Annotated in this window: 13 protein-coding genes and 1 other RNA gene; 7 read left to right on the top strand and 7 right to left on the bottom strand. The window is 54.9% G+C overall.

Features of this window, described 5'->3' with window-relative positions; genetic code table 11:
- Positions 1-158: 158 nt before the first annotated feature.
- Both AB8B75_RS08860 and nudC read right to left on the bottom strand, forming a co-directional pair.
- A complete protein-coding gene (locus AB8B75_RS08860; protein ID WP_405361501.1) occupies positions 159-626 on the bottom strand; it encodes an SRPBCC family protein in 468 nt (155 codons plus the stop codon).
- A 37-nt stretch (positions 627-663) separates the two neighbouring features.
- Positions 664-1,632: an NAD(+) diphosphatase gene (gene nudC, locus AB8B75_RS08855; RefSeq protein WP_405361499.1), complete on the bottom strand. Its 969-nt coding sequence runs from the start codon at positions 1,630-1,632 to the stop codon at positions 664-666.
- 154 nt (positions 1,633-1,786) lie between these two features.
- On the opposite strand from nudC, the gene AB8B75_RS08850 reads away from it, so the two are divergent.
- From AB8B75_RS08850 to recR, 5 genes are all read left to right on the top strand, one after another.
- Positions 1,787-3,658, top strand: a complete 1,872-nt coding sequence (locus AB8B75_RS08850; RefSeq protein ID WP_405361497.1) for a 5'-nucleotidase C-terminal domain-containing protein — start codon at positions 1,787-1,789, stop codon at positions 3,656-3,658.
- Between the two features lie 44 nt (positions 3,659-3,702).
- Positions 3,703-3,801: signal recognition particle sRNA small type (gene ffs / locus AB8B75_RS08845), an RNA gene on the top strand.
- A 289-nt stretch (positions 3,802-4,090) separates the two neighbouring features.
- Positions 4,091-5,857, top strand: a complete 1,767-nt coding sequence (locus tag AB8B75_RS08840; protein ID WP_405361495.1) for a DNA polymerase III subunit gamma/tau — start codon at positions 4,091-4,093, stop codon at positions 5,855-5,857.
- A gap of 80 nt (positions 5,858-5,937) precedes the next feature.
- Positions 5,938-6,282, top strand: coding sequence for a YbaB/EbfC family nucleoid-associated protein (locus AB8B75_RS08835; protein WP_405361493.1), 345 nt, complete (start codon positions 5,938-5,940; stop codon positions 6,280-6,282).
- Between the two features lie 96 nt (positions 6,283-6,378).
- The gene (gene recR, locus AB8B75_RS08830) at positions 6,379-6,972 is read left to right on the top strand and encodes a recombination mediator RecR (protein ID WP_405361491.1); all 594 of its coding nucleotides are present in this window, start codon (positions 6,379-6,381) and stop codon (positions 6,970-6,972) included.
- Here the strand turns inward: recR and aqpZ are convergent.
- The 4 genes from aqpZ to AB8B75_RS08810 form a co-directional block, all read right to left on the bottom strand.
- Positions 6,969-7,655: an aquaporin Z gene (gene aqpZ / locus AB8B75_RS08825; RefSeq protein ID WP_405361490.1), complete on the bottom strand. Its 687-nt coding sequence runs from the start codon at positions 7,653-7,655 to the stop codon at positions 6,969-6,971. The genes recR and aqpZ overlap by 4 nt on opposite strands.
- 318 nt (positions 7,656-7,973) lie before the next feature.
- Positions 7,974-9,119 (bottom strand): substrate-binding domain-containing protein, encoded by a 1,146-nt coding sequence (locus tag AB8B75_RS08820; RefSeq protein ID WP_405361488.1) that lies wholly within the window; start codon positions 9,117-9,119, stop codon positions 7,974-7,976.
- 50 nt (positions 9,120-9,169) lie between these two features.
- Entirely contained in the window at positions 9,170-10,282 is a 1,113-nt protein-coding gene (locus tag AB8B75_RS08815; protein WP_405361487.1) for an ABC transporter permease, read from the bottom strand.
- A complete protein-coding gene (locus tag AB8B75_RS08810) occupies positions 10,279-11,055 on the bottom strand; it encodes an ATP-binding cassette domain-containing protein (protein WP_405361486.1) in 777 nt (258 codons plus the stop codon). Before AB8B75_RS08810 ends, AB8B75_RS08815 begins: the two co-directional genes overlap by 4 nt.
- A 508-nt stretch (positions 11,056-11,563) precedes the next feature.
- Here AB8B75_RS08810 and AB8B75_RS08805 point away from each other — a divergent pair.
- Positions 11,564-12,043, top strand: coding sequence for a hypothetical protein (locus AB8B75_RS08805; protein ID WP_405361484.1), 480 nt, complete (start codon positions 11,564-11,566; stop codon positions 12,041-12,043).
- 181 nt (positions 12,044-12,224) lie between these two features.
- On the opposite strand, the gene AB8B75_RS08800 is transcribed toward AB8B75_RS08805, so the two are convergent.
- A complete protein-coding gene (locus tag AB8B75_RS08800; RefSeq protein ID WP_405361482.1) occupies positions 12,225-12,995 on the bottom strand; it encodes a DUF1013 domain-containing protein in 771 nt (256 codons plus the stop codon).
- Between the two features lie 139 nt (positions 12,996-13,134).
- Here AB8B75_RS08800 and AB8B75_RS08795 point away from each other — a divergent pair, with 139 nt between their 5' ends.
- Positions 13,135-13,764: a ribonuclease T2 family protein gene (locus AB8B75_RS08795; protein WP_405361481.1), complete on the top strand. Its 630-nt coding sequence runs from the start codon at positions 13,135-13,137 to the stop codon at positions 13,762-13,764.
- The last annotated feature ends 4 nt before the right edge of the window (positions 13,765-13,768 follow it).

The following is a 13,768-nucleotide window of genomic DNA, read 5'->3' as shown; positions in this document are numbered from 1 at the left end:
TTTACCGATGATCCGGTAAAAAACGCGCAACGAATTTCAGCTGATCGACACAAGCGCGGCGTGCTTGAGACGAAAGTCCCGCTCACCAAATTGCGCACAAAGGGCAGCCAACACCGAGCGCGCTGAGACAATTTAGTCAGCCATACAAAAGAAAAGGATCAAGCTTTGCTATTGTACTGTTGTTCCAAATCTTTGAGGTGCCGTGCCACGCGTTCCTTGAACCGATGCGCCAGACTTGCCTTTGTCAGTTTCAGAGATCTCAGCAAAAGGCGCATGGCCACCGTCTTTGGCCGGACTTCGACGCCGACGGCAATCCGCGTCCTGGTTTCCGAGAGAGCTGTCAGATCGACCTGGGTCTCACCCTGAAGCCCTTGCGAAACCATATCCAATACAATGCCATTTGGTGGGTCGTATTTGATCATTTCCATGTCCAACACGCGCCCCTGCCCTCGCATTACGAACTGTGTCTGCCATTTCATACCCACGCCGGGCACTGGCAAGTCATCCAAGCGCTGTACGGCGGCCCCACGTCGAACCGCCGCAGCCTCGAGATCTTCAAACGTCGACAACATTTCAAAAACATCCGAAATCGGGCGATCCATATCCTCTTGGGTTGAAAATTTCATGTTGCCGCCTGTTTTGGCCTGTCGCGAGAGTGTCGGGTCAATCCAAACGATCCGCAAGCCAGTTTTCCAACAAAAAGCGGGCAATCGCACCCTTGCGCGCAGGCAATATTTTTGGGTGTTCACTTGCAAAAATCTGCATCATCTCTTCTCGATTGACCCAGATCGCGTCTTCGATCTCGATCGGGTCTATGGTGATTTTGTTGTTCAAGGCCTCTCCCGCGCATCCGAACATCAACGAACTTGGAAAGGGCCAGGGCTGGCTGGAAAGATAGCGCACCGCACCCACACTAATGCCTGATTCTTCGAAGACCTCGCGGCGCACGGCGGCTTCGAGAGTCTCTCCGGGTTCAACAAAACCTGCCAGCAAGGAGTACATGCCCTCGGGCCATCCCGGCGATCGCCCCATCAGAACCGAGTTGCCGTAAGTGATCAACATAATCACAACAGGATCAGTTCGGGGGAAGTGAGACGCGCGGCATACCGGACATTTGCGTTGCCACCCGCCTTGGCTCATTTCGGATTTCTCACCGCATTTTGAACAAAACATGTGACTTTCATGCCACCCAAAAACAGCCTTGCCAGTTGCAGCAAGTTCCGCGTCCCGCGGTGTCAGCCAGGTCATGACCCGCCGCAATTCAGCAAAAAACATCGTGTCCGGCAACTTCGGGTGAAGTTGCTCTGACGGATCCAGAAAACCACCCAGACTGTCCGGATCAAGATCATCTGGTTCCCAAGTTGACAGATCAAAGGCAATGCGTGCAGCGCCCTCTTCACGACCAAGGAAAATCGTCTCGGTACGTGCCTCGGACAATACTGGGTGGTCTAGCGGCAATTGCACCAGGCTGGTTGGTGTGTCGCTCGAAATCAACGGTTTGCCGCGCCAAAAGAGAATGGCCCGGGCATCAGGTTTGCGACGGATGGCTTCAAGCTGGTCCGGGTTATCACGTATTTCGCCCGCACGATCCAAATTCGAACCGCCAAAAGTCACCGTCTCCGCGTGTTTCATCTGTTCCCTCGCTTTTGCCGAAACGACTGGCATGCGGCTTACAATCTTGCAAGATCAAAGCAAAAGGTTCGTCATCTCTGGCCTTGCCAACTTGCACGCGATCTGATGCATACTAGTTCGTGTTGAAGTTGAGAATTCTTAAGGCTTTAAAGAGGTGATCCAGATAGACTTCGCGTCCGATCCAACCGCTGCGCGCCCGGAGATTTGTCTGCGGTTGTTGGCGACAAGCGATCTGCACATGCAGTTGATCGCATATGATTACGCCAATGATCAATTGACAACGGGTGATAGTCTGGCGCGCCTTGCAACCGTCATTCGTCAGACAAAAGTCGAGGCAGAAGCAAATGGGGCCATTTGTTTGCTCGTAGACAATGGGGATACGGTACAAGGCACACCGGTTGGGGGCTATCTGGCCAAACACCCGACGGTGGCGCATCCCATGATCGCTGCAATGAACGAACTGGGCTATGACGCAATTGGGCTAGGCAATCACGATTTTGACCATGGCTTAGATCATCTGTCCCGTTGCCTGAGCCAGTCCGAAGCGCCAGTTGTTTGCGCAAATTTGGACGCTGCAAAGCTTCCCATGCTTAAGCGCTACGTATTACTCAAGCGCAAGTATACGACTGCGCAGGGAGTTGAAACAATACTGCAAGTTGGCATTGTCTCTGTTCTCCCGCGACAAACTGCAAGTTGGAACCGCCATCAACTGGAAGACAAAGCAGTCATACATGATCCGTTGCCAGCACTCGAAGCTGCAGCTTCAGATGCGCGAGACGCTGGCGCTGACATTGTCGTCGCACTGGCTCATATGGGCATTGCTCAATTCGATGAAGGTGATGACGCGCAAAACCAAATAACCGAAGTTGCCAAAATTGAAGGCATTGATGCCGTGGTAGCCGGGCATACGCATTTGCGCTTCCCGGGCCCCGATCATGAAGGCATTAACGGGGTCGATTGCGAGCAGGGCATCATCAGCGATGTACCGGTCGTAATGCCGGGTAGCAGCGCATCGGAACTTGGCGTAATCGATTTGCACCTGCGTCAATCCCCCGATGACCACAGGTGGTACCTCTTTGGTCGGAACGCGACCCTGCGTAAAGCAGCACGCGACATTGAAATCGACCGAAAGATCGAGGCTCTGGCAAAAGACGCGCATGACCAAACGCGTGCGCATCTGTCGAAACCGGTGGCAATGCTGGATCATTCCATTCACAGCTACTTTGCACTGGCACAGCCGAGTCTGGTCCCGTCGATATTGGCTGCGGCCAAGAGACTGGCAATCAAACGCGTCCTGGCAGGCACCGACGAGTCACAACTCCCGCTTCTTGCGGCAGTGGCAACCACTGCAACCGGCGGGTTTGACGGACCGGACAATTTCGTTTCTCTCCCCGCCGGGCAACTTGAACGGCGCCACATCGCCGGTCTTATCCCCTATGCTAACCAGGTTTGGGCGGTAAGAGCATCCGGGGCGCGCCTCGCCGGATGGCTGGAACGTTCAGCGCTGCTTTTCAACGTTCTCGATCCGGGATGCCCTGATCAGATGCTAGTGGATCCAAAGGTCCCCGGTTTCCGCTTCGATGCCATTTATGGCCTGACCTACGAAATTGATCTTACGCAGCCTGCGCGTTTCGACGCAGCAGGTCGACCGGTTAACGGCGCACCAGGCAGAGTCTCCGATATCCGCTGGAACGGAACACCGGTTCATCCCGATCAGGAGTTCATGGTTGCTTTGACCGATCACCGCGCCGGGGGCGGCGGGCCTTTCCGCCCATTCGATGATACAGAAACAGTGGTCAGAGAAGAACTGGCACTCGACAAGGCGTTGATCGACTATTTGAACCATCCCGAATGCGATACAAAGTCGGCCGAAGTACCCTGGCGCTTCAAACCTGATCTCGGCATCACAGCGTTTTTGCACACAGCCCCCGACGCACTCAATTATCTGGCCGAGATCGCAGCCATGCGTCCTGAAGCCTGTGGATATTCATCAGATGGGTTTATCCGGTTGCGCCTGCATCTTTAGATCTGAGTCTTGCGTATTGTCGAACCCTTGCATATATGAATTTTTGAGAGGTTGGCGCGGGCGAGCGCCTCGCCAACCCGGTCAGATCCGGAAGGAAGCAGCCGTAACGAGCCCCGCTTGGGTCGTTGTCCAGCCTCTCACCACTTTGAAGACGCGATCAGGACCTTTTGTAGCGGATCTGAAAACTAGCTGAATCATGCGCGCTACGCCAGAAATATTGACATGAAGCCACCTTTTCCCCCGAGGACATTTCTTGTAGCTGCTGAAATCAAAGTGCATGTAAAGCGCATCAAAGTCGCCGATTGCTTGCGCCAGTCCCCCGGGTGATCGGTCTTCCAATGGTACCTTTCTCTGATCGCACTGGTTTACCTCTCTGATCGCTGCGCTTAGCCTGTCGCGAAAATGCCGAATCTCATGGCGCAAGGCAATTGCATGACCGAAACCAAAAAAGATGAATACCAGGTGTTGGCGCGCAAGTATCGGCCTGAAACCTTTGCCGATCTTGTGGGTCAAGACGCGATGGTACGTACGCTGAAAAACGCGTTCGAAGCAGATCGTATTGCTCAGGCTTTCGTGATGACCGGCATCCGCGGCACGGGTAAAACCACCACGGCGCGTATCATTGCAAAAGGCATGAATTGCATCGGGACGGATGGTACCGGCGGTCCAACCACAGAGCCCTGCGGTGTCTGCGAACATTGCACAGCGATCATGGAAGGGCGCCACGTTGACGTAATGGAAATGGACGCTGCGTCGAACACCGGTGTCGCCAACATCAGGGAAATCATAGATTCCGTTCACTACCGCGCCGCATCCGCACGATACAAAGTCTACATCGTCGACGAAGTTCACATGTTGAGTACAGGTGCCTTCAATGCCTTGTTGAAAACTCTCGAAGAGCCACCAGCGCATGTTAAGTTCATTTTCGCGACAACCGAGATCCGCAAAGTCCCGGTGACCGTTCTGTCACGGTGCCAACGGTTTGATTTGCGGCGTATTGAACCTGAAGTCATGATCGCCTTGATGCGCAAAATCGCGGCATCAGAAAACGCCGAGATCGCCGATGACGCGCTGGCCTTGATCACCCGCGCGGCAGAAGGGTCTGCGCGCGACGCCACATCTTTGCTGGATCAGGCCATCAGCCATGGTGCGGGTGAGACCACCGCGCTGCAGGTAAGGGCCATGTTAGGGTTGGCGGATCGGGGACGTGTCCTTGATCTATTTGATATGATTCTGAAAGGCGATGCAGCTGCGGCACTGACGGAGTTGTCTTCGCAATACGCAGAAGGTGCAGACCCGATGGCCGTGCTCCGCGATCTGGCCGAGATCACCCATTGGGTCTCTGTGGTCAAGATCACGCCGGAAGCCGCAGAAGACCCGACGGTCTCGCCAGACGAACGCAATCGCGGTTTGACCATGGCCGAAGCCCTGCCCATGCGTGTGCTGACGCGGTTGTGGCAAATGTTGCTAAAAGCACTGGACGAAGTGGCGAGTGCACCGAATGCGATGATGGCCGCAGAAATGGCAATCATCCGTCTTACCCATGTGGCTGACCTACCCAGCCCTGAAGAGCTGGTGCGCAAACTGCGGGGATCGACTCCCCCTGCGACACCTGCGCCGCGTGATGGCAGCAGTGGGACTACCCAGAGCCAAGGCGCCCGTTCCGCGGGCGGGGAGGTCTCAGCCATCGCACCGGCCCGAACAAACGCCATGGGCGGCGCGGGACCTGCGACGGCGCAAGCGATTGATGTGGAGAAGGCTCTGGCCAGATTTCCCACCTTTGATCATGTTGTAGAACTCATTCGCGCAAATCGGGATGGAAAACTATTGGCCGACGTTGAAACCGATCTGCGTCTGGCATCTTATCAACCTGGAAGAATTGAGTTCGAGCCGACCGAGAGCGCCCCTCGCGATCTGGCGCAGCGTCTCGGGCAACGCCTGCAAGTCTGGACAGGCAACCGCTGGGCAGTGACAATTGTCAGCGAGGGCGGTGACAAGACCATCGACGAAGTGCGCAACGCCAAGAAATATGCGCTTGAAACAGCTGCCAAAGAACATCCCTTGATGCAAGCGGTACTGGCACAGTTTCCCAAGGCCAAGATCAAGGATATTCGAACACCTGACCAGCTCGCGGCCGAAGCCGTGCAAGAGGCGCTACCCGAAGTGGAAGACGAGTGGGATCCATTTGAGGATGATTGAGCGCTTTTTCGCGGGCCCCTTGCCCCGGCACGCACCAGCCCGCATATAACTAGAAACAGACCCTCAACAAGGACAAGAAAATGCTCAAAGGATTAGGTGGCCTCGGCGATATGGCCGGCATGATGAAAAAAGCGCAGGAAATGCAGGGCAAGATGGCCCAACTGCAAGAGGACATGGCCAGCATCACGGTCGAGGGCTCTTCTGGCGCGGGTTTGGTCAAGGCCACCTGCACCGCAAAAGGAGAATTGAAAACTCTGGATATTGATCCGTCAATCTTCAATGGCGACGACAAAGAAGTGGTGGAAGACCTGATCCTGGCCGCCATCAAGGATGCGCAAACCAAAGCCTCCGAGCGTGCGCAGGAAGAGATGGGGAAACTCACAGAAGGTCTGGGCCTACCCGCAGACATGAAGCTGCCTTTTTAACGAGGCTGTGGTGAGAACCCAGCGCCACTTCTTGACAGTAGATCTGCACCGGAAGCGGTTCCGAGCTGCCGCATTCAAACTCGGTCGCTACCTTAAATGAGCAGCACCAAGGACATCGATGCGCTGATTGATCTGATGGCCAAGCTGCCGGGTCTTGGCCCGCGTTCCGCCCGCCGCGCAGTGCTCCATCTCATTCGTAAACGCAGCCTTTTGCTCACACCTCTGGCCGATGTCATGCAAATCGTTGCAGCGACCGCACGCGAGTGCCTGAACTGCGGCAATGTCGGGACACTAGATATCTGTGACATCTGCACGTCCGAGAAACGCGCAAACGGCGAGTTATGTGTTGTGGAAGACGTCGCCGACCTTTGGGCGATGGAACGCGCTGCAGTGTTCAAGGGCCGCTATCATGTGCTGGGCGGTACGCTTTCGGCGCTGGACGCCATTGGCCCGGAAGAACTGCGCATTCCGCGATTGATCGATCGGGTGCCAGGTGAAAATATTTCCGAGGTCATTCTGGCCTTGAATGCCACAATAGACGGGCAAACCACGGCGCATTACATCGCCGACCAGCTTGCAGGACAGGTACGCCTCACGTCACTGGCGCAAGGCGTACCGATTGGCGGCGAACTGGATTATCTTGACGACGGCACCATCACAGCCGCCATGCGCGCGCGCAAAGATCTCTAGTCATCAGTGGACATCGCCCGCCAGATGAGAGCGCCCAATGCCGCCCCGATCAACGGCGCTACCCAGAACAACCAAAGTTGTGAAATTGCCGGACCTTCCGCAAAAAGTGCGACACCGGTAGAGCGCGCTGGATTGACGGAGGTATTGGTCACCGGGATCGAGATCAAGTGGATCAATGTGAGGCCGAGACCAATCGCAATGGGCGCGAAACCAGCTGGTGCACCGGCCGATGTCGCACCGAGTATGATGATCAGGAAAAACGCGGTCATCACAACCTCAGTGACGAGCGCTGCCGTCATGGAGTAGCCTTGTGGCGAGGCGTCACCGTAGCCGTTTGAAGCAAATCCGCCCGCGGCAAATTCAGGTAGACCCGAAGCGATGAGGTATAGAACCACCGAAGCACCAATTGCACCTGCCACTTGCGCGACCCAATAGGGGATCAGTTCCTTTGACTCGAATTTCCCTGCCAGCATGAGACCAAGGGAAACAGCCGGGTTGAAATGGCCACCGGAAATATGGCCAACTGCATATGCCATGGTCAAAACAGTCAGTCCAAAAGCAAAGCTGACACCCAGCCAGCCAATACCGACATCCGGGACGCCTGCCGCCAGAACAGCTGCGCCGCAGCCCCCCAGAACCAGCCAGAATGTCCCTATGAATTCTGCAATTAGTTTTTTTGTCATGTGATGGCTCTTTGGTTTGTTTCAGATGACAAACCTATAGCATCGAAAACGAACGTTTCCATGGGACAAAGGTGACTGTTTTCCCCTTGTTGTCGGCAGTGGTTATCGGCTTTGCAAATGAACCAGCCAATGATGCAATGGCAATCAAAAAACCACCTGACTCGCCCAAAAGCCGATGTGAGAAGCCAAACCAGAATCTAATTTAAAACAGACATAAGGTCGGCGTAGCTTTTAGCCTCGAACAGCCCTTAATCGCACAACCTTGCAGACCTATCCAAGCATGTCCCCAACCCGAAAGTCGGGGACATGAGTTTGTGATCAACGATCCAGAGCGCCGACGCCAGAGAAGCGGAATGCCTCCTTTTCCAGAGCGTCGATTTCATCAACACTCATCTCATCGTGGGCAATGGTGATCCGACCCAGGAATACGAAGGGCAGTTCTGATCCGCGGCCTTCGAGGTGATACTTGATGGCCTCGGCAGTTGCCGCGCCAACGTCATCCCCCATACGCATCGGTGTCGCATCAAGCTCGCCGCGACGAATCGCGTCTAGCTCCAGACCCGTGCCGCCCCACCCTGTGGAGAACACATCTTTTTCAGCGCTTACAGCAACCTGAGCCTCAACAGACCCCATGGCCATTGCAGTGTTGGCGTTGTGGATGACTTTGGCTTCTGGGTAGGCTTGCAAGATCAGGCTGGTGCCCTCAAATCCACCTTCGCGCTGGTACTCGCCATAGTGCTCATAGACCGCATTCCAGTTGCCTTTCTCGGCCACGCAATCCTTGAAATCACCTGAACGCTGGTTGTCCGTGATCCCGGGAATGCCCCGGTTCATCGCATAGGTGACGTCATTTCCCAGACGTTCGAGCATATAGTCGCACATCTTGAGCGCACCAAATGCAGATGAGAAATCGAACCAATTCGCCGGCTGGTTTTCCAGATAGGTCAGCGGTGTGTGGAATGCCCAGACAAAGGTGGTCAGATCTGCGTTGCCCGACAGCTTGTCGATATTGTCGGCCTGCGTCGCCAGTTCTGACGGGCCAAAAATCACAAAATCATAGAGATCCGCGTCCTGATCCACCTGCGACGCATATGTCGATTGCAGTGAGTGTTCGATCTGTCGCGACGCAAATTCAGTTGTTTCATACGCTATTCCGAGCTGATCCAAACGTTTGATCAAGGCAAGGTAATTGCGGGCCCAAAAATCTGAAGTGTCCGCCGAAGGGTAGATCAGAGCAATCTGGATCGGGTTCTCGAGACTGCCACTGAAAGGGACGGCCTCGGCTCCGACAACAGCTTGCAGAGCATCGAGCGCACCCTCTGCATTCACCTGTTCGGGCACCCAATAGTCCCGTTCGCCGTCGTCCGGCAGGGTTTTCAGCGGCAGATGCCCGTCGGCGACTGCCATATGGCCGACCAGCAGAGCCGCTGCGCAAGTCGCTATGCTTAGATAAGATTTCATCATGATACCTCCCATGGTGATGAATGGGGATTTTCCCCGGTTGTATGGATAATTTAGACGGCGGCAGGCACTCCAAAGAGCGCGCCGAACGCCAAGAGTGCGAGAATGGCAACCGAAAGACCAATCGCCAGGATCCCGATCTTGCGATTGTCGGGATTGGCCATCGCCGCTGCCCAACCGCCGCTGCCATCACGGTCTTTCTTTTGCAGCCAAGTGTAGATCGCTACCGACAGAATGATGACAACACCGGATGCAACCGACTGCCAAAAGAACTCAATCCGCAATGTCACAAGCGCGTTGATCATCATCGACAACAACAAAACACCCGCCAGCGACCCGATCATCGACGCGCGCCCGCCAAAGAGCGATGTCCCCCCCACGACCACCGCCGCAATGACGTGCAGGTTAAAATAGGGCGCCGATGTCGCTTGTACCGCGTTCAGTTTACCGGTCAACATCAGGCCCGCCAGAGCGGCCATCGTGCCCATCAGAACATAGGCATAGACGCGGTGACGATCGACGCTGATGCCCGTCATCTCAGACGCTTCCGGGTTTGAGCCGATTGAGATCGTGTAGCGTCCAAAATGTGTAGCACGCAACAGGACATAACCGCCGATCAGGGTCAGCACACCGATGACAACCGGTGTTGGCAGGAATTGCAAAACCTGTCCGCGCCCGATCTCAGTGATCAGATCCGGAAAACGTGCCAGCACCAGACCTTTGGCCAAAACCAGCGCAAAACCGCGGTAAACCAGGTCCATGGCCAGTGTCCCAATCAAGTCCGGCACCCGAAAAACGGTGATCACAAGTCCGTTTATCAAGCCCATGGCTGCCCCCAGCAGGAGACATATCAGAACCGCAACCCAGGCCGGAAAGTCATATTGTTTAATCAAAAATGCCATCATGATGGCGGACAAGGCCGCGACAGAGCCAATCGACAGATCAATCCCGCGCTGGGTGATGACAAAGGTCATCGCCATCGCCATCGGCATATAGAGCGCGGCATCCAACAGGATCTGGTTGATGTTGGACATCCGAAAATATCGGGCGGGCTCCACCGCACCCATGAAAAGCGCAATCATAGCGATCATCGCCATAGGCCCTAAAATGCCCATATAGGGTTCGATCCGAGATGCTATGCTGGGATGGGTTGCTGTGTCGCTCATGCTGCGGCGCCTCCTTGCGTCAGGTTTGCACCGGTGATCAGACCCAGAACCTCTTCGGTCGTGGTGTCTGCTGTCTTGACGACCCCGGCACATTCACCGCGGCGCATCACGTGGATTCGGTCTGAGATTTCAAAAACGTCGTCGAGCGCATGACTGATGACAATGACGGCGAGTCCCTGATTTTTGAGCACATCGATCAGCTTCAGAGTACGCGCCGTTTCCTGCGGCCCAAGAGCTGCCGTTGGTTCGTCCATGACCAATATTCGCAAATCATCGTGCCGCACGGCGCGGGCAATGGCCACTGCCTGACGTTGCCCGCCTGACAGGCTCTCCGTCAGAACATCCATGCTTTTGAGTTGCACACCCAGTCTGTCCTTTAGAACTACGGTCGCTTGTTCGGTCATGCGGCGATTGTCCAAAATCGGAACGCCCATCACACGTTTGGTTAACTCAGAACCCAAAAACAGGTTTTGTGCCGGCGTCAGATGATCGGCAATGGCAAGGTTTTGATACACCGCATCAATACCGTTGCTGATCGCATCCGCGTGGCTGGACATAACCAGCGGGCTTCCGTCAAATGTCATATGCCCTTCTGTGGGTTGGTATACGCCTGTCAATACTTTGATCAGAGTCGATTTACCCGCCCCATTGTCGCCAACAATCGCCAAAACTTCACCGGCATATGCCGACAGATCAACGTCGCGCAGTGCGGTAACGCCACCGAAGCGTTTCGTAATGCCATGCATTTCAATAATAGGTGCAGGATCAGACATTGCGGCGCTCCCAAGTTGCCTCTTCATTACATTCGATGGAAGAAACCAGACAGCCACGCGCCAGTCATTTGCACCGGCCGCGCTACAACAGCCCGGTTGGTGACTTTGTCCTCTCCTCCACCCGTCGCCAGATTTTAAGTTACCGGTAACGTACGTGCAGCATTTTAGGAAACGTACAGGCTGTCAAGCGAATTGTGATCATATACCCCTGCCGCATTTTCACCTGGCACATACGATTGACATTCCTTACTATTTCTGTCAGATAATTATTACCGTCAAGCCACTCGCCATCAATACGTGGCAAGCCAGACACAAACGCTTCTGTCTGGACCTCAAATGACCCCTCCGAGCAACCGCAAGCAGTTCCCTGACTATGGTCAAAACCAAGCTGTGCAGTTCGCGCCGAAGCGGTAAAGCCGTTGCAGCCCCACATGCAGGCCTCGGATAGATGATTTGGAAGAGTCAGTCTTGGAAGCAAATAACCAATGGATCCTCTGAAAGCAGGCGCATGAAAACAGCACAGGACAAACGTGGCGGCACATCCGTCGGTTTCATTTCCGAATTGGACGGCATCGAAGCCGCGACCGTCATATACCTCAGGCTTTGGTGCGATGGCCCTGAATCGCAAACTCAAGTGTGGAATGATCTGGCTGCGGCTCTCGGCCCTGCTCATGGTCGCAAAGCACTGAAATCATTCGATGAATTATGTAAAACCTGTTCGCGCTACGGCCGTAGACAATTGATGCGGCATTCGGTAACCTGCGCTTGCCTCGGGTCCGACGAAGCTTGCTTTGCGAATTTCATTGCGACGGTAGTCTACGGCGACCGGGAAGATGCCATGCTGATCGCAACACTTTTAGTGCGCCCTGATGTGGCGCCGCTTATCACCTCACTTGCATCGGATTTTGGCCTTGCCTTAAAACGGATGAGTTTGAGTGCACCTCGTGATTTCGTAGAAAATCCCACGAAACGATCTGCTTTGCACTAAAGGGTTCAAAGGCACATGACTGCCCGATTGAAGCAAGCCGAATAGATCACTGAATGTTTCTGTCGTCACCGCATGCCAAAGACGTGACACGTCTGATGTCTATCAACGGTGGCACACTTTAACTTGCAAAAGCAAAACCGGCGCTCAAGAACGCCGGTTCCATAAATCTCAAAACACGAAGTTAGTCGCGCTTCGCCTCTTCTTCGTCTTCGTCGTGAGTACCCTCAGGCAAGTTGAAAAAACTATCTGCATCAGAGAAGTCGCCAGCCGATTCCTCTTCGTCTGCCACATTGTCGTTACCAGACAGTGTGAATGTTTCCAGCCCTTCGATTGCTGTAGGTATTTTTGGTTCGGCATCCATGCCCAAGCTTTGCTCGGTACTGACGAGTTTGCGACGCTCATCATCGCTCATGACCGGTGCATCGGCGGCTTTTTTGGCCGCCGCCTTTTGAACAATTGCGTCCAGTTCGGTTTGTTTGCAAAGCCCCAAGGCCACCGGATCAATTGGCTGGATGTTGGAAATATTCCAATGCGTCCGCTCCCGGATCGCCTGAATGGTCGGCTTTGTCGTACCCACCAATTTGCTGATCTGACCATCGCTGAGTTCAGGGTGGAACTTGACCAACCACAGAATCGAAGCCGGTCGATCCTGACGCTTGGACAATGGGGTGTAACGCGGACCCCGACGTTTTTCTTCGCCTTGAGCGGCTGCGTTAAACTTCAACTGCAGCTTGTGCAAGACGCTATCCTGGGCCGCATCGATTTCGTCTTGCGTCAACTGGTTGTTGGCAATCGGATCAAAACCCTTGACGCCCTGCGCCACATCACCGTCCGCTATGCCCTGCACTTCCAACTCATGCATGCCGACGAAATCGGCGATCTGCTTGAAGCTGATGGTTGTATTATCCACCAGCCAGACGGCTGTGGCTTTTGCCATGATCGGTTTTGCCATTGTCGGTCTCCTGTCTCTTGTACCTTGGCCCGCAATTCTCCCGTCGCCTGAAAAGGCTGTCCCGGTGGTCTGGGACGGTTTCCATTGTTGGGGAACTTGTGGCTTATATAGGTCGGACCGTGACATAAGGAAAGACCCAATGCGCACAGTGATAATATGGCTGATGATGGCGTTGCCAGTAATGGCCGACGGAGAAAAACCAGGCGAGTTTGACTACTATGTGCTGAGCCTGAGTTGGTCGCCGAACTGGTGCGTGCTGGAAGGCGACGCCCGCAACTCGCCGCAGTGCGATTCCCGCGAAGACCATGGCTGGATCTTGCACGGGCTTTGGCCACAGTTCGAGCGCGGCTATCCTTCCTATTGCAACACGTCCGAACGCAATCCCTCGCGGGGCATGACCACCGCCATGACGGACATCATGGGCACATCCGGGCTGGCCTGGCATCAATGGAAGAAACACGGCCGCTGCACCGGCTTGGACGCGTCTGGCTACTATGCCCTGTCCCGCGAAGCCTACGGGCGTATCAAAAGGCCAGAGGTTTTTCGCAAGCTGGAGGATGCGGTTAGATTGCCTGCTTCTGTGGTCGAAGAGGCCTTTCTGCGCGACAACCCCGATCTGGCCACGGATGGTATCACCATCACATGCCGCGATAATCACATCCAGGAAGCGCGGATTTGCCTGACGCGTGAACTTGAACCTCGCGGCTGTGGCCCGGATGTGGCGAAGGACTGCACCGCGACAAAGGCGCTTTTCACACCGGTCCGGTAAGCAA

The organism is Roseobacter sp., from assembly GCF_045106495.1.
Lineage (GTDB): Bacteria > Pseudomonadota > Alphaproteobacteria > Rhodobacterales > Rhodobacteraceae > Roseobacter.
The sequence above is the reverse complement of the archived record's forward strand: the minus strand, read 5'-3'. Positions and strand labels throughout refer to the sequence as shown.